The 20,378-nt window shown below is 52.6% G+C and carries 16 protein-coding genes and 3 pseudogenes; 16 read left to right on the top strand and 3 right to left on the bottom strand.

Annotation, left to right across the window (positions count from 1 at the left end; genetic code table 11):
* The first annotated feature begins 485 nt into the window (after nt 1-485).
* Complete coding sequence (locus tag AABE20_RS04985; protein ID WP_338332101.1) at nt 486-2,870, top strand: TonB-dependent siderophore receptor; 2,385 nt, start codon at nt 486-488, stop codon at nt 2,868-2,870.
* A 512-nt stretch (nt 2,871-3,382) separates the two neighbouring features.
* On the opposite strand, the gene AABE20_RS04980 is transcribed toward AABE20_RS04985, so the two are convergent.
* The 3 genes and pseudogenes from AABE20_RS04980 to AABE20_RS04970 all read right to left on the bottom strand — a co-directional run.
* Entirely contained in the window at nt 3,383-5,437 is a 2,055-nt protein-coding gene (locus tag AABE20_RS04980; RefSeq protein WP_338332100.1) for a toll/interleukin-1 receptor domain-containing protein, read from the bottom strand.
* A gap of 51 nt (nt 5,438-5,488) precedes the next feature.
* Entirely contained in the window at nt 5,489-7,465 is a 1,977-nt protein-coding gene (locus AABE20_RS04975) for a hypothetical protein (protein WP_338332099.1), read from the bottom strand.
* Nucleotides 7,466-7,734: 269 nt separating this feature from the next.
* Nucleotides 7,735-8,131: pseudogene (locus AABE20_RS04970) on the bottom strand (DDE-type integrase/transposase/recombinase); the annotation flags it as partial.
* Between the two features lie 110 nt (nt 8,132-8,241).
* Between AABE20_RS04970 and AABE20_RS14370 the strand changes: the two are divergent.
* The 15 genes and pseudogenes from AABE20_RS14370 to AABE20_RS14365 form a co-directional block, all read left to right on the top strand.
* Entirely contained in the window at nt 8,242-8,400 is a 159-nt protein-coding gene (locus AABE20_RS14370; RefSeq protein WP_408740712.1) for a DUF2840 domain-containing protein, read from the top strand.
* Nucleotides 8,397-8,612: pseudogene (locus tag AABE20_RS04965) on the top strand (S26 family signal peptidase); the annotation flags it as partial. The gene AABE20_RS14370 and the pseudogene AABE20_RS04965, both read left to right, overlap by 4 nt.
* A gap of 533 nt (nt 8,613-9,145) precedes the next feature.
* Entirely contained in the window at nt 9,146-9,727 is a 582-nt protein-coding gene (locus AABE20_RS04960; RefSeq protein WP_338332098.1) for an Arm DNA-binding domain-containing protein, read from the top strand.
* The gene (locus AABE20_RS04955) at nt 9,714-10,316 is read left to right on the top strand and encodes a site-specific integrase (RefSeq protein ID WP_338332097.1); all 603 of its coding nucleotides are present in this window, start codon (nt 9,714-9,716) and stop codon (nt 10,314-10,316) included. Before AABE20_RS04960 ends, AABE20_RS04955 begins: the two co-directional genes overlap by 14 nt.
* A gap of 358 nt (nt 10,317-10,674) precedes the next feature.
* Complete coding sequence (locus tag AABE20_RS04950) at nt 10,675-11,166, top strand: DUF2946 family protein (protein ID WP_029329788.1); 492 nt, start codon at nt 10,675-10,677, stop codon at nt 11,164-11,166.
* 145 nt (nt 11,167-11,311) lie between these two features.
* Nucleotides 11,312-13,492: a TonB-dependent receptor domain-containing protein gene (locus AABE20_RS04945; protein ID WP_082770917.1), complete on the top strand. Its 2,181-nt coding sequence runs from the start codon at nt 11,312-11,314 to the stop codon at nt 13,490-13,492.
* Nucleotides 13,493-13,617: 125 nt separating this feature from the next.
* The gene (gene mbnA, locus AABE20_RS04940; protein WP_074448733.1) at nt 13,618-13,716 is read left to right on the top strand and encodes a methanobactin; all 99 of its coding nucleotides are present in this window, start codon (nt 13,618-13,620) and stop codon (nt 13,714-13,716) included.
* Between the two features lie 54 nt (nt 13,717-13,770).
* On the top strand, nt 13,771-14,592 hold the full coding sequence (gene mbnB / locus AABE20_RS04935; RefSeq protein ID WP_338332096.1) for a methanobactin biosynthesis protein MbnB: 822 nt from the start codon (nt 13,771-13,773) through the stop codon (nt 14,590-14,592).
* Nucleotides 14,579-15,154, top strand: a complete 576-nt coding sequence (gene mbnC / locus AABE20_RS04930) for a methanobactin biosynthesis protein MbnC (RefSeq protein WP_010517452.1) — start codon at nt 14,579-14,581, stop codon at nt 15,152-15,154. The genes mbnB and mbnC overlap by 14 nt, the downstream gene beginning before the upstream one ends.
* On the top strand, nt 15,151-16,056 hold the full coding sequence (locus tag AABE20_RS04925) for an MbnP family copper-binding protein (protein WP_157132976.1): 906 nt from the start codon (nt 15,151-15,153) through the stop codon (nt 16,054-16,056). Before mbnC ends, AABE20_RS04925 begins: the two co-directional genes overlap by 4 nt.
* A gap of 1 nt (nt 16,057) precedes the next feature.
* Complete coding sequence (locus tag AABE20_RS04920; protein ID WP_143221966.1) at nt 16,058-17,233, top strand: methanobactin export MATE transporter MbnM; 1,176 nt, start codon at nt 16,058-16,060, stop codon at nt 17,231-17,233.
* A 47-nt stretch (nt 17,234-17,280) separates the two neighbouring features.
* A complete protein-coding gene (locus tag AABE20_RS04915) occupies nt 17,281-18,570 on the top strand; it encodes an aminotransferase class III-fold pyridoxal phosphate-dependent enzyme (RefSeq protein WP_157132979.1) in 1,290 nt (429 codons plus the stop codon).
* A 99-nt stretch (nt 18,571-18,669) separates the two neighbouring features.
* Nucleotides 18,670-19,047 (top strand): copper homeostasis periplasmic binding protein CopC, encoded by a 378-nt coding sequence (gene copC, locus AABE20_RS04910; RefSeq protein WP_010517558.1) that lies wholly within the window; start codon nt 18,670-18,672, stop codon nt 19,045-19,047.
* Nucleotides 19,044-19,934 carry a CopD family protein gene (locus AABE20_RS04905; protein WP_034931184.1) on the top strand — a complete coding sequence of 297 codons (891 nt, stop codon included), beginning with the start codon at nt 19,044-19,046 and terminating at the stop codon, nt 19,932-19,934. The genes copC and AABE20_RS04905 overlap by 4 nt, the downstream gene beginning before the upstream one ends.
* A gap of 179 nt (nt 19,935-20,113) precedes the next feature.
* Nucleotides 20,114-20,305 (top strand): annotated as a pseudogene (locus tag AABE20_RS14365) (LysR family transcriptional regulator); the annotation flags it as partial.
* Between the last annotated feature and the right edge of the window lie 73 nt (nt 20,306-20,378).

Below are 20,378 nucleotides of genomic sequence, written 5' to 3'. Positions count from 1 at the left end.
GCGTCCCTATCTCTTAAATCGCTCATGCTTCATAGCTGAACAAGACCAGAAGTATTCAGCAAGGCGTCAGTCGCCGGGAGCTTACGATATGCCCCATCCTCGGGCAGAACGAAACCCCGCTCGACCAGCAATGTGCCATCGGTATCGAGGCTGACAAAGACGCCGGCTCGCTGCATGTGCACCGAATCGAAGGACACAGCGCGTTCTTCCAGCGTCTCAAACCATGGGGCGTAACGCGGTATCGCCCAGTCTACACCATCCCAATGACGTCTTGCGATCTGACAATTCATGTGTCGCGCAAATGTTATATGCAGCACAGACCCAAATGCTGCGTATGTAGGCATTGTCCGCGCAGTTGTAATATTTCAATCATTAAGAATGATAAAAAAATTGTAATGTTTTGTCGCTTTGGGTGGGGGCGGTGGTCTGCTAGGTGCATTGCACATGAGAACTACTCGCATTAACATCTTTGGTAGGACCTTGATGTGACACTCCGTCCCGTAACATCTTTCAGCGTAACTGCTCTTTTGGCCTCGACATTCCTCTCTCTGGGGGGAGCATTGTCTGCACAGGCAGCAGACGCGGCGTATAATACAAATAACAAGACAACTTCAGACGAAGTGTTGGAAAAAAAAGCGGACGCCCCCAAAACCCCAGCGGTAAAGGCGAACAAAAATCAGAAGACCATCGTCAATGTCGCTTCCAAGGCGGACGAGAGTATTCTGGTTAAGGCCCACAGGTGGGACCACGGCAGTTACACGGCATCGGAAACAAGCACATCAACCGGTTTACCGCTAAGCCTGCGAGAAACACCACAGACCGTTACCGTCATGACCCGGCAGGTCATGGATGATCAGCAGATCAATAGCCTTGATGATGTTCTGAACACGACCCCCGGTGTTACCTCTTATGCCAACGATAATGCCGGTCGCACAACCTACCGTGCACGTGGCTTTAATATTACCAACTACAAGATTGATGGCATGCAGATTGATGCCTCAACCAGTTTTGGTGGTGTGGGTTCGTCCATGAATATGGACCTGTACGACAACGTGCAGATTGTCCGTGGTGCCAATGGTCTGCTGGGCGGGACGGGGGATCCATCCGCAACAATTTACCTGCAACGTAAGGCACCGCAGCGCGAATTTTCCGCCAATGGCCTGTTACGGCTGGGGAACTGGAACGAACACCGCGTTATGGCGGACCTGAATGCGCCATTAAACCACTCGGGCACCATCCGCAGCCGGTATGTTTTTTCGTGGGATGATACGGATACTTTTCGTGTGCGCGAACACGTTAACCGTATTGGCGCGTTGGCAAACTTTACGGCGGACATATCCTCGCGCGATACACTTAATTTTGGCTTCCAGTATGAACGAACCCAAAATGATGGCGCATCCTGGGGGACAAACGTGCCAATCTGGTATGCTGATGGGACAAAAACAAACCTCTCCCGCAGCACAAACCCTGCGGCAGACTGGAGCCAGGCCACCCGCGACCAGTACACCGCTTTTATTAACTATGACCATGATTTCTCAGCCGGCTGGCACCTGAAGGCTGGGTACATGCGTACGCAGGGAAGTTCCTATAACAACCTTGGTGTTGCAAAAGTTAACAATGCAACACGGAAAACCTATGGTGGTTTCTGGAATCAGGACGGCACAGGCGCTTATCTGAACGCTCTTCATGCCGAGTATGAAGATGCACGCGACAATGCTGACGTGCATGTCTCTGGCCCGGTGCATTTCCTGGGGCATGAGCACCAGCTTGTGTTCGGCTTTAACGGCTATAATGATGAGCTGACGCAATACACATTCAACAATGCCTTGGGGAACTGCTCCATTGCCGGGGTTACACCGTATTCAGGGTGCCAGTACCGAGCGACCGGGTTGCCCATTGCGAACTGGCAGACATGGGATGGTTCTTACCCCAACTTTGTAACGCATCGTACCCACGCGCGTGAAGTTGATGTTACTCGCAATTATGGTGCCTATACATCCGGGCGTTTTGTGCTGGCCAAGGGGCTGTCGCTTATTCTGGGTGGGCGTATCAGTAGTTATCAGGCTTATAAGGGCACTTATAACAAGGCGAACCAGTATTCCGGCTCTTCCAGCACAGGGCAGCAGAATGCAGTGCTAACGCCTTATGCCGGTATGGTTTATGATTTTACCAAAACCATGTCGATTTATGGAAGCTACACAAACGTCTATACGCCTCAGTCAAACCTGCGGGATTCTGATAACAGACCTCTCAATCCGGTTATGGGCAAGAGCTATGAAACGGGTTTGAAAGGGGCATTCTTCAAACAGCGCCTGAATACATCTCTGGCTTTTTATCTTAACCGGCAGAGCAACGTAGCACTGGCAACAGGTACCACAAACGTTACCACGGGTGAGGCCATTTATGATTCAGTCAACGGCGTGAAAACGGAAGGGATCGACTTTGATGCCTCCGGCGAACTGCTGCCCGGTTGGAATGTCTTTTTTGGGTATAGCTATCTTTACGAAAAAGGCCTGAGCTATCGTCAGGACCCGCATCACCTTGTGCGTCTGACAACGAGCTATACATTCCCCGGAAAACTGCATCATCTTACCATTGGTGGGGGGGTATCCAGCCAGTCCAGCACGGAATGGACAACCAACCCGGGGCGTCCTCTTGGGGGTGGCAAGTATGATGCATCCAATCTCCGGGTTAAAGGGTATACACTTATCAATATCATGGCCCGCTACCGTGTCGCGAACTGGCTGGATATTGCAGGCAACATTACAAACCTTACCGATCGCACCTATGTCCGGCAGGCAGGGTTTTACGATGGCATGATTTATGGTGAACCCCGTACGTTCAGCTTTACTCTACGCGGTCATTATTGAAAATAATCTATGCTCAAGATGTATTGTCGGAGATAGAAGGTAAAGCAGAAGCGATATGAATTGTGGACCTGAAGTTATGAGGGCCGCAGTCATATCGCATTGCCATGTGTGATCTGTTTTTCAGTCTGCGATGTGGATTGCGAGCATGCTTTCGATCAGATGGCGCTTTTTATACAGACCATATCTTGGAACGAATGGCGCGATCATACATGGCACAGGACTGCGAAGGACAATGCCTTTGTAAAAGACTGGACGTCGAACCGTAAGCGCCTGAAGCAGGCTTACGTTCCCGATGGCGTGGTGTTTGCAACCAAACCGGCGTTAACCTCGATACCATGAGGTTCTTAGAATCCTCCATCTCCCCCCCCCCCGAACCAGGCGCACTATCGACCGGGATTAACCCGGTCGATAACGGGTTGTGCCGTTTATTTCAGGCAGTTGAAAAAGCGGCGCGGAGCAAAAAGCTTTCCCAGAACATTATTATGCAAAAAACCAGAGGATACCGATATTTTTTAATCTGCCTGACTGAATGCCCGCAATGCATTGGCCCGCTCGCCGGACGAAAGACCCGTGAGCAGGGCAGCGCGCTGGTCGTCGGTAAGATGGTCGCAATGGCGGGCAATAATCTGTATTGCCCCCACTTGAGCACTCCCCATGCCATGCAGGATCATCGCCGCTTCATCAAACGAAAGATGATCCGGCAAAACGGGAGCAAGTGCGATCAGAGCATTATATCGATCCCCCCCACTGACAGTGCCCATGAGCACAGCAAGCGATGGTCCATCCTGCGGAACGGCCAGATGGCCTGCAATAAGCTGAAGTCCCCCGACCCAGGAGTTCGAAAGGAGATGCAGAACCCCGTCAAGTTCGGCCCCCTTTACATTGTTCTGCACATGTCCTGTGATCGTATTCAGCGCATTGTACCGATCGCCACCTGTTGTTCTGCCAAGCAGTGCGGTCAACTGTGGTACGCTCAGGCCATCTGGTAGATGTGGCGCAAGCAGTTGCAGAACACCAACATAACTGTTGCCGCTCCCACGCAGGAACGCCAGCGCATTTTCGACAGACACTGTATCTGGCATATTGGATAACAGCGCATTGACTGCGTTGTACCGATCTCCTCCATCGAGCCGTCCCAGAAGAAGCTGCACGTCAGTCGCCTGCATGGGGCGGGGCAGCAAAGGCACCATAAGCTGCAACATACCAACCCAAGAGTTACCACTTGGCCGCAAGATTGCAAGCGCGGATGCCGTATCAATCGGATCAGACACATTGTGCGCAAGCGCATTCAGCCCGTTATACCGATCTCCACCTGTTGTGCGCCCAAGTAACGCCACCAGGTCAGGACCAGAAAGGGTGGTGGGGAGCAAGGGGGCAAGCTGCTGGATCATACCTACGCGGGAATCACCGCTTGCATTCAAAATACCCAGAGCCTGTGGAACATTCAGGGGCGTTTGCATATGATCTATAAGGTCATGCAGCTTATTGTAGCGCGACCCGCCCGTTATGCCTTCCAAAAGAGCGATCGCCTGCTCGCCTGACAGTTTTTCTTCATGCATGTCAAATGCCTGACCAAGCACGTTTTCCCGCGCAGAGGGATTGATTGCGCTCAACTGCGCCACAATCCGGACCAGAGGGCCAGAACCAGCCGAACCCTTTGCCGCCTCTGGCAGGCTTGGCAGCGCCGGGTCCTTGGGCATAGGTGTTGGCTCGGGAAGGGCCATTGAAACCTCTGGCGGCACAATCTGCGCTGGAGTTGCAACAGGGTGAGTGGGAGCCGGTTCTGGCGTACGCGGAGCAGGGGCGGCGGGTGGCGCAGGCAGAGCGGGGGGGCGCGCAGATTCGACCGTTGAATGCACTGTTGCCGCAAGCTTCTGGGCGTCTGGCTCGGGAACAGCAGGCGTGACTGCCGGGGCACTCCGGGGGGCTGGCGGCTCCATTTTTGCGGCTGCGCTCTCAGCTTCAATCGCTGCGGGATGGGGCGGCAACGGTGCCTGAGTGCCTGACTTTTGCTGCCACATAAAGGCTCCAGCAGCGGCGGCAACAATAACGGCGGCTCCACCCCCCATCAACCCTATGCGGCTACCGGACATACGGCGCGGAAGCCGCACGGCAGTCGCTTCCACCTCGACCGGCACATCCCCCTCGGCGGCGGCTCTGATCTGCCTGCGCAGGGCTGCGCACAACCGTTCTATGGCCTCATTGTAATTTTGAAAAAGATCAATGAACTGCGCATTGGTTAACTGATATTCAAGCGCTCCGCTTGGAACAATATCTTCAAGGCGGACAGGGATCATGGGCTTGCGGCGTGCGCTGGCCAGCGAAAGCTCGCGCGGGATCTCGCGCGAATTGTTGGCATTGGTGCTGAACAGCAGCAGCATGGCGGGCGCGGCTTCCAGTGCGGTAACAATAGCACCCTGATAATCTTCCCCCAGCCCGATATCACGCGAGCTGATCCAGCACGGAATCCCACGCCGTTCCAGATCCTTGACAAGACGGTCCGCCGTCTCCCGGTCACGCGATGAATGGCTGATGAAGATAGGGTGATTGTGGTCAGGGTTAATCATAATCATCTCTTATATATACTGTTTAAAGGGGTTTTAACTTTCAGGCTGTGCTCAGCCGCCGCTTTTAAAGCCAACTGGACGTGCCCGGTGGGTCTGTATCCAAATTGCATTTTCCATCAATGCCTGTCGTCCTAGCGCAATCACCAGGTCCTCCCAGTCCGCATGCGCCTCATCTGCCCCGGACTGGTGCATGTGCTCCGCCGAGCGCATGCGAGCCGCCTGCTTGGCGGCTTCTTTAAACACCAGCAAAGACTGGCTGTAGGAGTGCAGATGATCCTCGTAGGCACGCGCCTCCTTGAAAATCAGGAAAAAAGCCGCAACCGCAGGCAGAACCCCGATCAGAACGGTGGGAACCTCCCGCAGCCACTCGGGGATCATCTCGGGCAACGCGCCCCCGCAGACGATCTGCACAAGAACCAGAACAACCGCAAAGCCATATGTCCCAATAAGGCAGAACTTGGCATATTTGTCACTGACCTTGACGGCCCGATCATAAATATCGATGCGGGTGGCAAAGTACTTCCGCTGCGCCACGACCCATCGCTCATGGATTGTGGTGCGCAGATTCTGGGGGCGCGCATCGGTTGCATGCATGCGGCATCTGCGCATCCGCAGGGCGGCTCCAATACCCATTAACGAAGGACCTCTCAGCGCCAGACGGATCCAGCCGATTTCGTCTTCCTGATGCCGTAGGTAGTTGTCCGATGCCGCTAGCGGAATACCGCTTGCGGCCCATATTGTCTGCACACGCAAGGCCTCGGCAAGCGCGCGGTAGTCCTGATAGTGGTTTTGCCATCCGCGTTTTTTAACCACCCAACGATAGAGCGCGAAGGACAGCGCCAGCACAACAATATAGCCCAAGAGCCAAGGTACTTGCTTGCCATATTCGCAATAGATTTCAAAACAGGCCGATGCGATCGGAATGGTTATGCCAAATGCAAACAGTGCGCCCAGACGACGTTGCCCGCTTCCTCCGGTGGGCCATGACAGCCCCGGAGACCAGCTACCGATAAGGTTCTGCTGTGCCTGATAGGCATAAAGATCGGCCTGCGCATATAGCCGCACCAGACGCAGGATTACCGAACTTTCCGTGTCTGGCACGCCAAGTTCTCCTGCAGCTATCTCGCAGTCACGGGCCGTCATGCGGCCGACCGTGCCAAGCGCCTGCCCTGCGGTTGCAATCTGGTGGCAACTCGCGGGGATAAGACCCGCAAGTGTGGCGCAGTCCTGAGGTAAAGACAGGTCCAGAACCGCTTGAGGGCGTACAGTTTCCCCGCATGGCTGCAGGTTGGGAAGAGGCGGCGGCTGGTCCCACCAGATGGCCTGGCCGGGTAGTCTGCCTTCCATGGCGCGGCTGACCCGTGGCGCTGCTATCTGGAGCACTGGCCCACTCCGCGCCAGTTCAAGCCGGGACAGCCGTTCGGCAAAAAGAATGCTCCGGTCGAACATAGCAACCGGTACTTCTGTATATTCCCCGTTCATCCGCATGGACACCACATGCGCAGTGCCACCACGTCGGGTCCGCTGGCGGCTGATGCGGGTGCTCAGGGGTTCGGCATCATACCCGTCCCATAGGGCAAGCAGAAGATGGCATTGGCGACACAGCAGAATACCCAGCTGCTCATATTGAACGGCGGCGCGCTTTTCCGCACTCGCACCCTCTGGCATTTCGACATCGGGGAGTTCGATAATATCCGTCGGGTCCAGCGCCCCCAACACACGATCGAATGTTTTAGCTCCTTCTGCCGACAAAGTCTGGCGGTAGCGGGCGCGCTCCATAGGCAAAAGTGCTACAACCCCGACCGACAGCTCCTGAGCGACCTCGGCCACCAACTGGTCCGCTCCATCGGCCAGCGCCGTAACAACACGCAACCCCGAACCAAAAGCATGATGCCAGACACCTAGTGCATGGCGCACGGCAAGACGCACCTGCTCCATACTCTCTGGAGCAAGGTCACGATGGCCGGTAACGCCTATTAATATATGAAGGTCACTGCCCTGTTTCGAGGCATCAAATTGTCCATTCATGATCACTCCGGGCAGAGAAAAGTCTTATCTATTCGACTGTTGGCAATATCTAACGAATTGGTCAAATGCGGATAAAAAAGGCCTCCTGCTGACACGCCTGAACCTGACAGGCCTTGGCGATGGCAAGAAGGCAGTAAAATCTTCTTTACATGCAAAAAGAGCACTCGCCCAGTCACGGCAATCTGTTCCGCGCTCAGGTTGCAGTATCCGGGCCTGATCGCTCCCGGTTGCACAACCGCGATGACGCTTGCGACGTGGCTCCTCCCGAGATGGTTCAGCACCTTATTTCCCGCGGGCTTTCGTTGCCAGATGGCCTGTTCAAGGGCGTTGAGCGCGAACTGGGAGGTCATGGAAGTCGAAACTTTCCAGCCCACGATCGTGCGAGCGAACACATCAATGACGAACGCCACATAGACCATACAATTCCAGGTCTGGACATAGGTGAAGTCCGAGACCCTGAAGCTGGTTGGGGGCCTCGGCCCGAAACTGCCGGTTGACCCTGTCATCGGGACAGGGGCGTGCCGTATCCGGACGGGTCGTGATGACCTTCTGGCCCCGGATTGCACTTTTCAGAGCCATCTTGCGCATCAGGCGCCCAACGGTGCAACGCGCCACCTGTCGTTCTTCGCGCAGCAGGCTGTGCCACACCTTGCGCGCACTATAAACAGCACGGCTTCTTCTTCTTCTCTACCATAGGGTTCATCTTCCGAAAGTTTTACTCTCCGGTAAACCCGGGGCAGTTCAATTCTGCGAAGACGTCGATGGCTGTCTAGGGTGTGTCGTCAGTTAATTCCAATAATGGCGGAGACGAATTGCACGGCTGCGAGGAAAGTTGGCGGCATGTCCATAACCGTATCATCGCCGGGCAGGAACCACGGCCCTATACACAGCCCCTGCACGCGGCATGGCTGAAACGGGCGAGGCTGGTGTCATGACGCGGCGCGCCTGGTTCTTCGGCACCTATTTCGTCGTGCTGGCGGTAGGTGTGTCCGCTGCCTTACGTGTAACACCCCGGCTGCTATGGAACAGCACGGCCAGCGTCCCGGTGGGGCTGTATCGGCTGCGTGCTGAAGGTGACTTGCATGTCGGGGATCTTGCCGCCCTGCGTCTGCCCGACCGGCTGGCCCTGCTGCTGTCACAACGCGGCTAGCAGTTGCTCGCGCACTCAACGATGACGAACTTTCCCGTGACCTCTTAAAGTCGTGCCGTAAATTTGTGGAAGCTTTCATCTGACCGCAAAGAGACGGTGAACTGAGGCTCTGAGACCGCTTTCAGACGACTGACCTTAAGGACGTCACCCCGATTCCTTTCCTTCCCGGCCCTCTTCTGGCGCGCCTCGCACGCAGCGTTGCTACGCGGGAATTCTCTCCCGAATGATTCCTATATGATTCCAGTTGGCGTGTTGGAACGCAGAAAGCCCGCTCGGGGAGCGGGCTAACTACTTGATTTCAAACGGAATTTCTGGTTGCGGGGGCAGGATTTGAACCTGCGGCCTTCAGGTTATGAGTTTGTAGGCAAGAGCTACGCCCTGCCACGAAATTCCCCGACGCATCCCGAAGAACCACTACTATCCTATTATTTTAATTGAATAAGTCGTTCATTTTGGCTCTTCTGTCTACGCTTACTCACGCTGACGTTTCAATCCCATTTGCATCCTATACGCATCCTGTGGAGGCAGCCATGCCCCGGATATCAAAGCGCATAATCGCCACCCTCCAGCCTGCTGAGAAGGACTACATCGTCTGGGACGATCAGGTCGCCGGCTTCGCCCTGCGGGTCTGGCCTTCGGGTCGGATGAGCTACGTGGTTCATTATCGAGCCAATGGCCGGTTCCGACGTTATACGATCGGCCATCATGGTCCCTGGACGGCAGACAAAGCACGCGATGAAGCGATTAAAATCCTCGCTCGTGTGAAAGACGGCAACGACCCAAACACCGAACGCGGCGAAGAGCGGACCTCCCCCACAATCAGTCAGTTCTGCAAGACTTTCATTGAACGGCATGTAAAGACGCATCTGAAATCAACCACACAAGCCGAATATCAACGCGCGATTGACCTGTTCATTATAAAAAAAAATTGGCAGCCGGATGGTGGCCACCCTGACCCACTCGGATGTGGTCGCATTCCACCACGCCTATCGCCATATCCCGTATCAGGCGAACCGGACTCTGGGTGTGCTGTCGAAAATGTTCTCTCTGGCAATCCTCTGGGGTGTGCGGACAGACAACGTCAATCCATGCAGGGGCGTGAAACGCTATAAGGAGCAGAAGCGCGAGCGCTACCTCACAACAGAAGAACATCAGCGTCTTGGCAAAGCACTCGACGACGGCCGTTCCGCAATGCCGGAAGCCGTCAACGCGTTCCAACTCCTGCTTTTAACCGGTTGCCGCCTGCGGGAAATCCAACGTCTGAAATGGGAATATGTTTTTCTGGACGAAGGGATAATCAGATTACCTGACAGCAAAAATGGTGCCCGCACGGTTCAGTTGGGCGAGAGTGCGATCGGCTTGCTTGGAGACATCACGCGGGTTGAGGGCAATCCCTATGTCATCACGGGACGGAAAGACGGTGGTCACCTGACCGATCTGGAGAAGCCGTGGCGGCGCATCCGAAAGGAAGCCGGGCTGCATGATGTCCGCATTCACGATCTCCGCCATTCCTTTGCATCCGATGCGCTGGAACTCGGCGAGGATCTGGTCATGATCGGGAAACTGCTGGGTCATCGCGATCTCAAATCGACCGCACGTTATGCTCACCTCAAGAAAGAACCAATCCAGCGTGCAGTCAAAGGGATCGATTTGAAAATTTTTACGGCACTTGTTTCAGGAGGCAGCGAGAGCAACATCTGAACACGTCAATTATGCCCTGCCTCACAGAACTATTTTTAAAAATACCTAAAAATATATTCGGCTTTGTTGCACAATTCACTGATTGGTCGTGCTGAACGCTCTTATGTTTTTTGTTATACGACCGCCTAAGTGATTGAGGTTCCGAGCGTTGTGAAGCGGTTAAAAGTAGCAACGTGGATGTGAACTTCGGCGATCTTCCACGTATTTGCGAAACAAAGCCGCCGCCAAGCCAAAATGGGCTCTTCAAGCATCCTGGTAGGAATGCCTGCCATGTGTGTGCAATATCGGGTTGACAGGCTCGCAACCATAATGGATTTTATAAAAAGTCTACCGTGACAGGAGCATATGTTTTCAAAAGATGGCCCATGCCATACATCCTGCGCCCCGCTCTTCATTGAGCCGCTGGTTTCTGGTCGCGTTCACGCTCATGGGCTTTCTGGGGCAACTCCTGATCCAGAGTCAGGCAATGCCGGGAGAAATGCCTCGTGCTACCATCCTGCGCCTGACAGGCATTGATATCGCTCCACATCTTTATCACACGCCACATAAGCACTCCGTCTGTGCGGATATGCCTGGCATGACAATGGACAATGTGACGCAGGCTGTGTCAGCCGACAATGAGGGCGACCACGACCACATGTCCGGGCATCCTTCTCATCACGATGGAAGCTGTCCGTTATGCCCCCTCCTGCACCTGCCAGTATTCCTGTTCACAGCTCTCGTGATCTTGCTGGCACTGGCGTTTATTCGTTGGCAACGCCACGTCAACATCGTTAACCCCCGTGCTCCACCTGTCATCACACTTGGTGTTCCTTTCTCCTGTGGCCCCCCTGTGTCTGCGGTCTTCTAGCGCCCGCAGGCCGTTTAAGCTGTCATTCATCGACCGTACGCGTTCACTTAACGCATAGTGCGTCGCTGACGTCATAAACTAATGACGAAAAAGACAATGACCGTCCTGCTGGCTGAACGATATTCTCAGCTCAGGATCAGCTTCCATGTCTTCGACACATGTTTGCGCACACACGTTCCATCGCGCGCACTTACTTTCTGCCGCCGCAATTTTTCTTATCCCGTCCTTCGCGGCGCATGCCAATGAACTGCCCGGAAAAGAGCGTGAGAGTGCCGCATCAACCAGGCAGGCGGCGATTAAAAAAACTCCGGAACAGTCATCACGAAACACGTCAAAACAACTCGGCGCTCACGTAAAAACAGGAGCAGCCGTCCCTATATCCAGCAACGCAGCTGAGCGGCTCGTTGTCACAGCCACGCGAACGCCACAGCAGATCCAGGACGTTCCCGCCTCGGTCAGCCTGATAACACGTCAGGACATCCAAATGAGGCAATCTTCCACGATTTCAGATGCCCTCAATCGCTTGCCTGATGTCGATATGGTCGGCACGGCGCGTATGGAAGGTCAGGTTCCCCAAATCCGTGGGTTTGCGGGACGCGAGATCATTTTGATGGTCGATGGCGCACGGCGTAATTGGGATTCCCAAGGGATTGAAGCGCCGCTTTATATCGATCCCGCCTTTATCCAGAGTGTAGAAGTTGTCGCCGGATCAGCGTCCACTCTTTATGGAACAGGTGGTCTCGGCGGAGTTATGTCAATTAAGACTATTGACGCAAAGTCCCTTCTGAAACCGGGTCAAGGCTTGGGCGGAGAAATTGATGGCGGCTATCAAAGCGCCAACGGAAATGGGAAGGGATCAGCAAAAATATACGGAAAATGGGGCAAGTTCGATGCGCTTCTTGCTTATTCTGGGCAAACCTTCAACTCGATACGATTAGGGGGCGGCGAGAGACTTTCACCCAATGACGGGCAAAGCCACAGCGCACTACTTAAACTTGGATATGACATCAATGACCGAATTAGAATAGATTTTGGTCAGCAATTTTATCTTGATGAAAACTATAGATCTTCAGTGCCACAAAAAGGTCCTTCCACTTACCACTGTTCTACCTGCCAAGAGCAAAATGTCCGACAGGACGAGTCAACATTGCACCTCACAACACGTAACGAGCAAGGCGAGGAAGATGGAAGGCTGACCCTTTACAGAACGAAAATGGCCTCAAAGCAGGTGCCGAACAGCATGGACTCTAATGGCGGGTCCACTGTCCTTGAGACCTATGGTTTCGACTTACAAAAATCATACTTTCGTAATTTCGGATTGTTTGGAAGACATAAATTTACTGGAGGCGTAAATTACTACCGCGATTTTTATACGTACACCACATCTGGTTCAAATACACCCAACGCACAACAGCAGGTATATGGGGTTTACGGGCAAGATGAAATAAAATTTCGCCACCATGTCACTCTTTCCCCTAGCTTGCGTTACGATAGATACAATACCTTTCCTGAACACGGGAAAGGTCTCTCAAATAGCTCAAACGGTGCTATTCTTCCAAAAATAACATTATCGTGGCAACCAACACGCGAATGGATGATATATCTCAGTTGGGGGAAAGCTTATAATGCTCCCACCCCAGCGCAAAGCGACATGGATTTGACAGGCAATCAATGGTTCGCAAATTTTGTTTCTAACAAAAATCTAAAACCCGAATCTGCCAAAACATACGAAGGCGGATTTACTTATACAAAGAGCGCACTGTTTAGCGAGCACGATCGTGCGAGCGTCCGCGCTACAGGTTTTTACGAAGACGTAACCAATCTCATTCAAGAAGTTGCTATCGGGCGTTTTAATGGAAAATATGGGAAAAACAGACCCATTTATCAATATCAGAACGTTGGACACGCCACACGTTACGGTATTGAGCTACATAGTAATTACGACATAGGAAACTGGGGGTTTGATCTGAGCTTCAGCCACATAAGAGTCACAAACGCTCGGACCGGTGCTGGGTTGTACTCGCCTCCAGATAAAGTTGCCGCTGATATGCGTTACCGTTTTCCGAACATCGGACTGACTTTAATGTACAGCCTCATGGCCGTAGACGCTCAGAACTACGATGCAACTATTATTCGTCGGCGTCCCGGCTATATGGTGCACGACATACTCGCAACCTGGGCACCTCCTCGCAAGCCTTGGCGAATTAATTTTGCTGTTACCAACTTATTCGACAAGGAATACAGTATGTATAAAATGGCTTCCACAAACGTTGATTTTCCTGAAGTAGGTCGCAGCTTTCGCTTTGATCTATCATATAGATTTTGACAATCGCCAGGAGGTTATTCTGAAATAAATCAAATTATTACACGTAATTCCATTGATTTATTTCCTGTTTTTATGTATAATTAGACGCCGCATAGAATGTCTATTGTGGTTACTGGAGGTATGAAATGGCTATTACTATAACTATACTTAAAACCAAACAAATTTCTGTACCTGTCCGGGCCGGACTGCAGTGTGGTTCGGGTGTCTGCGGTTATAACGCTTAAAACAATACAGAGACTGGCGCCTTTCCGCGCCAGTCTCGCCCTAGGAGGTATACGATGTGTAACGGTTCTATTGGCATAAATTTCACTGGCGGCCAATCTTACTCATCTATTATGTCCCTTATTGACGAGGGACATATAGATTACGTCGAACTCCTGATCGACAATTTTTTACATCTCAATCCAACAGAAATTGCAAAGAAATTTCCTTGCCCTGTCGCATTCCATATTATGCAATCCCGTTTTTTGGAGCGAGGTGAGGAAGAATTAAAGTATATATCAAGCAGAATAACGCAAATGTCTGAGGCGTTTCAGCCACTTTATATTTCCGATCATATCGCACTTTTCGAGCATAACGGAACTAATTTTTATCAACTCGCCGAAATAAATTATGCAATAGGGTCAATATATTTTGATAAAATTCGGCGATGGCAGGATATGCTTGGTCATACTCTATATTTAGAGAATTATCCTTCACTGCTCGACGGTTCTTATGAAGCTCCAACTTTCTTCGAGCATATATCAAAGAAAACTGAATGTAATGTGTTGTTTGATATATCCAATGCTGTTTGTGCCTCTAGGAATACGGGCGCAGACATAGACGACTGGAAGAATGTAATATCGAAAACGCTACACTATCATGTTGCAGGATACACTCCAGTACCAAGCGATAATAATATTTTAATTGATTCACATTCGGAGCAGATTTCATCAGAAACGGAGATCTTCATAGATCGTTATGCTGATCTGTTTTTTCGTGAAAATACTACAATTACTTACGAACGAGACGGAAATTTTGATTACGACCTTATAGTGGAAGATTTAAACAGCCTTCGCTTGAAATCGAAAAACCAGAGTGTATACAATGAACAATCATAGAAAATATTTGCGTGATATCGATGTCATAGACTTTATGTCGCGCCCAGATCAGTTTTCTTTGTTTTCTGACAACAGGCGCGCGTTGGTGCGATTAGATATTGCGTGGCGCGGTTATTGGCATGCTCTTTATGATCCATGTCCATCCCTACTGGATTTTTCTGGTGATCAAGACGGATTCAATATTTTTCGGCCCTTTATGAGGTGGGGTTCTGAGCGAAAAATTTGTTTTGGTTGGCCATTACACCTCTGGGTTATCATTTGGTTGCAAGAAAATGAGATGCTGAATAGTTCTAATTCCGAAATCATTCTATCGGAATTGGCGGGAGCTGCAGCTGCTCGGTGGGCCATATCTGATCGCACAGAAGCACTAGGCATCGCCATTTACCGCGGTATCAAACAAAACTGGACTGTCGGCTGGAAGTGCCGTGCGGTAGATCTGCAACGAGAAATTCAAGAAATTGAAATTGGTGCGGATTTAAGCCCGGAAGATGATATTCCGTCGTATTTCCTTATTTTTGATAACAAAATTTCTGTATTCCCTGGATGGAGCCGCATACTGTGAGCAATTTGACCTATGCGCCGTCAGTGTATAGAATAAATTTTTTTTTGTTATTCATTGGGATGGGTCTATTTATTTTCCCGGCCTTTTCTTCAAACGAAGCCCACGCAGCACCAAAGCTCGGGCGCCTTACTTTCCAGGCGGCATTCGGAAACCAGCCGGTAAGTTGTGCTAGAACCATAAGCCCGGTGGGGACAAGCGACAATACGGTCCGCATCAACGATCTACGCTTCTACATCCACGATGTGGCGCTGCTCACGAAGGACGGCCGTGCGGTGCTGGTCAAGCCAGGGCCGTCCGGCCTCTGGCAGCGTGACGGGATAGCGCTGATCGACCTGATCGATCGCAATATTCCATGCAGCGATACGACTCCGTCGCCGAACTCGGCTATCAGTTTTGTTTGGCCGCAAGGCCATTTCACCGGCCTGCGCTTCACCGTTGGGCTGCCTATGGCCGCCAATCACGGCGATCCTACGATTGCACAGCCACCACTGAACATGACGAGCATGTTCTGGACCTGGCAGTCAGGATATCGTTTTTTCACGCTCGACATCACGATGATTCCGAAGCCTGGCGACAAAGCGCGACCGCACGGCTTCCCTGTCCATATCGGGAGCACCGGCTGTGAGTCCGCCAGCGCGGTCGAGGCGCCGAAGGGCGCGTGCACGGCCCCGAACCTCGTCACGGTCACGCTGCCGGAGTTCGATCCGGCGCATCAGACCGTGAAGCTCGACATAAGTCGACTGCTCGCTCTGAGTAATGTCAGCACCAACCAGATTAATAGTGCGCCAGGTTGCATGTCTGGACCGGACGACAAGGATTGCGCAGGTGTGTTCCGTGAGTTCGGCCTGCCATTCGGATCAGAGACCTCTCCGCCGGCTCAGTCGGTATTTCGGGGTCGATAAGATGCGCACGTTATTTCGCAAAGTTCTCCAGATGGCCCTTCTGGGTGGGGGGGCGCTGCTTCTATCGGCCGCAACCCGGCCCACGACGTGGCATTGGGACATCCCCTCCTGGGCGCCTGCGCCAGTCGTCCCGTCCGACAATCCGATGAGGGCAGAGAAGGTCGCACTGGGGCGGCGGCTGTTTTATGACAAACGGCTATCGGAGAATGGGACGCTCGCCTGCGCGTCGTGCCATCTCCAGAAACTGGGCTTTGCCTCTGGTGTCCCGACGCATGTAGGCGCGCATGGCGAGCCGGGACTACGCACGCCGATGCCACTGGCGAACGTAGCCTATCTGCCGAGCTACACCTGGGCCAATCCACAGCTCACCACTCTGGAAAAGCAGATGCTGATCCCGATGTTCAGCGACCAACCGGTCGAGCTGGGCATGGGCGGCCAGGAAAAGGCGCTGTTTGCCCGGCTCTCGGATGATCCCTGCTATGCGCGCCTGTTCCGTGTCGCCTTCCCCGAGGCGAAGGGCGCGATCACACTCTCCACGGTCACGAAGGCGATTGCATCCTTCGAGCGCACGCTGCTGTCCTTCGACAGTCCCTACGACCACTCGCTGCATGGCGACAAGACGGCGCTGTCCCCGGCCGCGCAACGAGGCGAGGCGCTCTTCTTCGGCGAGAAGCTCGAATGTTCGCATTGCCATAATGGCCTGAATCTGACCGACAATATCCGCGCGGCTAACATGCCCTTTCCAGAAACAGGCTTTCACAATACCGGCTTGTATAACGAGGACGGCAAGGGGGCCTATCCTGCCAGTGATCACGGGCTGCGGACAGTGACAGGCAATGCCGAGGACGAGGGGAAATTCCGCACGGAAAGCCTGCGCAACGTCGCTCTGACGGGTCCCTATATGCATGATGGCTCCATCGCCACGCTGCACGACGTGCTGGCAGCACATTACTCGAAGGGAGGTCGGTCGGCGACAGGGCCACACGGAGAGAACCCGTTGCGCGACCAGTTCATAGAGCCGTTCGATATCAGCGAGGCGGAGATCGCGGACGTGATCGCCTTCCTGAACTCCCTGACGGATCAGAGCTTCCTCACCAACCCGGCGTTCTCAGATCCGGGAAAGACCTGCCCTTTGGCTCTGCCCTCAGCCTCTCCCTCTGGTAAAGGCGCACAATGATGACTTCGCGACTGGTGTACGGCTTATCGCATCTTAGCAACTCCGCCATGTCATCAGGCGTCGATATGGTATCTGGATCTGGTGTCTTCGTCTTCGATTCTTCGGGTAAAGACTATATCGACGCGGTGTCGGCACTGTTTTGCGCTACGCTCGGCTTTCATAATGAACGCCTGATCGAAGCCGCCACACGCCAGATGCGAGAGCTGCCAGTCTATCCCACCGCGCTAAACCGGACGGTCCCTGTCGTCCACGCGCTTGCGGACGCGCTCAGCGCGGCAGCGCCGATACCGGACGCTCACGTTCTTTTCGCCACAACCGGATCGGAAGCTATCGAAACTCTCATTAAAACGACTTGGTATATCAATAAACAACGAAATCCAAAACGGCATAAAATAATCACGCGTCGGGGGAGCTACCATGGATCGACGATATTTGCCACGAGACTTGGCGGGATCGAAAGCATTATCAATTCATTCGATCTGACGGGTGACGATATTCTGTATGCTGCGCAACCCCGCTGGCCACGTGACGCGTTGGCTGGAGAAACAGAAGAAGATTATGCACATCGCCTGGCGCTGGAACTGGCAGAACTGATAGATCACACGGGTGCCGAAAATATCGCGGCCTTCCTCTGCGAGCCAGTCTCGATTGCTGGCGGCATGTACCCAGCGCCGGAAGGATATTTTGAAGCAATCCGCAACGTCTTGTCGATGCGCGATATTCCTCTTTATTTCGATGAAATCGTGACGGGCTTCGGTCGAACCGGAAAGATGTGGGGAAGCCAGACCGTCAACCAGACGCCCGACTGCCTCGTCGCATCGAAGGGGCTTTCAGCGGCCTATCAACCGATTTCGGCGGTCGTCATGAATGATGATTTTCACTCCGCATTGGTGGACTGCTCGATTATGCACCATGGGTTTCATCATGGCGGCACATATCACGCACATCCTGTTGCCGCTGCCGTCGCCCTTGAAACGCTAAAAATCTATGAGGATGAAAGAATAGTAGATCATGTGCGGGATATTTCAGAACATTGGATAAAGATGATTTCGAAACTTGCGGCACACGAACTGGTCCGATCCACACGGACAATCGGATTATTAAGCGCGATTGAAGTCGGATTCCGTAGCTACAGGGAGCTTGATTTCCGAAATGATGAGAAGAGAGACATCAAACGGTCAGTTGTGAAAGCATGTATGGAACACGGCGTCCTGATAAGAATCTCACACGATAGCATAATTTTAGCACCACCTCTCATTATTTCTAAAAAAGACATTGATGAGCTTGAGCAACGCATGACGAAAGCTTTCAATACTATTCTGTTTTCAACAGCATAGCTGCGTCGAAGGTATCCTTTTCGTTGGCCAATAAGAGACTTTTTTCTCTGAAAATATTTGTCTTTCTGCTGTAATTCACACCAAGCAAGGAAAGTAAACATGACTTCTATCCGTAAAATCGTTGCCTCTATGTGTCTCGCAGGGAACTTCGTTCTGCAGATGGCGGACCCTGCCTATGCACATGCCCACCTGAACGCCGAAATACCCGCTGCGGATAGCACGGGAACGGCGCCGCAGAGCCTGACGCTAGGCTTTACTGAAGCAGTAGTTGTCAAGCTCACCGGCGTCGTTGTCACTGGCCCCAAGGGTAATGTTATAGAAACAGGAAACGTTTCCCTGTCGGATGACGGCAAGACTCTGACGATCCCGCTCAAAATTGACCTCGTGCCTGGACGATATTCCGTAACCTGGCACGCCCTTGCCGTCGATGGACACAAGACTCATGGCGTCTACGGGTTCACAGTTACTAACCGATGACACCGGATGCTTTCCTGATCCTATGTCGCGCCGCACGAGACAGCCTGGCGCTCTTTCTTACAGGTAGCCTGCTTTTTGCAGGGTGGCTGGCTCCGCGCAAACTCGGAAACGCACTCTCTGCCCGCCTGGGAAAGTTTTGGGCATGGGGGAGCGTTTTTACGACGGTAATCGTCGTTGCAACACTGCCAGCCGAAGTCTCCGAGGTCGGAGATGGATGGCAGGATGCCTTCTCGCCGACTTTAAGCAAAGCCGTGCTTGTTGACACCACCATTGGACAGGCATGGATCATTCAGGCCGTAGCTGGCGTCTGTCTTCTACTTCTAACTTGGCGTAAATGCGGCGCGGTCCTGTCGGTCATACCCGCATGCGTGCTTCTGACGGCGACAGCCTTGACAGGTCACGTGCGCATGATCGGTGTGGGCGCGATGTTCTTCCAGGCCGTGCATTTGCTTGCAGGTAGTTTCTGGTGCGGGGGCCTCATCCCCGTTGCCATGCTTGTCAGTGATACACGAAAAAAGAAGTGGGATTGCTCCATGCAAGTGGCGTTAGCACGGTACTCGGCTGCGGGGCATATCGCGGTGCTTCTGGTCCTGCTTACCGGCTCTGGACTCGGCCTGAATATCCTGGGGGGATGGCCGAAGCATGTCACTGTCTATTCTACACTACTCATTCTCAAGCTGGGATTAACGAGCGGTATGGTCTGTATCGCCTGCGTCAACCGCTATGTATACGTGAAAAATCTACGCCAGAAAAGAAACATTACGGTTAGCCTTAAATATCTTCAACGCGGAACAATAGCCGAAATTGCACTTTCTATTGCTGTTATTGCAATTGTTGCCGTTGCTGGGAGAATGGACCCGACAATCTTATCTCTGCCTACAAACTAGAGTCATGCGCGCATATCTATAGATGCGAATAAATATATCTAGGTATTAATTGTGGTATATAAGACATATATAAATATTACATTATATTTTTCATGTATACATAAATTATATTATTGTGCGTTACAACACTCACACTACAAACTGTCGAATTTTAATTTGTATGAGAGGAAAGAAATGGAATGGTAAGACACCCTCCTCTTGATCTACGGGAACTGCAATGCGTATGCGCAATTGCTCTTCAAGGAAGCATCCATGGCGCGGCACGCGCTCTAAATTCCAAACAGTCCGCAGTCAGTCGTTCACTTCGGCTACTTGAGGAGCGCGTCGGAATTCAGCTTTTCCGCAGGACATCATCTGGCACAACGCCTACGCCAGTCGGCGAAGCATTCCTCCGACAAGCTGAGGCTCTGTTGCACGACACAAATGCTCTTTATGAATATACTC

The organism is Acetobacter zythi (assembly GCF_963921165.1).
Lineage (GTDB): Bacteria > Pseudomonadota > Alphaproteobacteria > Acetobacterales > Acetobacteraceae > Acetobacter.
This window is presented reverse-complemented; position numbering and strand designations above follow the sequence as displayed.

Excerpts from the sequence above, each read along its gene's own strand:
- AABE20_RS04980 (WP_338332100.1), bottom strand. The coding sequence starts at position 5,437 with ATGATTAACCCTGACCACAATCACCCTATCTTCATCAGCCATTCATCG.
- AABE20_RS04975 (WP_338332099.1), bottom strand. The coding sequence starts at position 7,465 with ATGAATGGACAATTTGATGCCTCGAAACAGGGCAGTGACCTTCATATA.
- AABE20_RS04960 (WP_338332098.1), top strand. The coding sequence starts at position 9,146 with ATGCCCCGGATATCAAAGCGCATAATCGCCACCCTCCAGCCTGCTGAG.
- AABE20_RS04950 (WP_029329788.1), top strand. The coding sequence starts at position 10,675 with ATGGCCCATGCCATACATCCTGCGCCCCGCTCTTCATTGAGCCGCTGG.
- AABE20_RS04945 (WP_082770917.1), top strand. The coding sequence starts at position 11,312 with ATGTCTTCGACACATGTTTGCGCACACACGTTCCATCGCGCGCACTTA.
- mbnA (WP_074448733.1), top strand. The coding sequence starts at position 13,618 with ATGGCTATTACTATAACTATACTTAAAACCAAACAAATTTCTGTACCT.
- mbnB (WP_338332096.1), top strand. The coding sequence starts at position 13,771 with ATGTGTAACGGTTCTATTGGCATAAATTTCACTGGCGGCCAATCTTAC.
- mbnC (WP_010517452.1), top strand. The coding sequence starts at position 14,579 with ATGAACAATCATAGAAAATATTTGCGTGATATCGATGTCATAGACTTT.
- AABE20_RS04920 (WP_143221966.1), top strand. The coding sequence starts at position 16,058 with ATGCGCACGTTATTTCGCAAAGTTCTCCAGATGGCCCTTCTGGGTGGG.
- AABE20_RS04915 (WP_157132979.1), top strand. The coding sequence starts at position 17,281 with ATGTCATCAGGCGTCGATATGGTATCTGGATCTGGTGTCTTCGTCTTC.
- copC (WP_010517558.1), top strand. The coding sequence starts at position 18,670 with ATGACTTCTATCCGTAAAATCGTTGCCTCTATGTGTCTCGCAGGGAAC.
- AABE20_RS04905 (WP_034931184.1), top strand. The coding sequence starts at position 19,044 with ATGACACCGGATGCTTTCCTGATCCTATGTCGCGCCGCACGAGACAGC.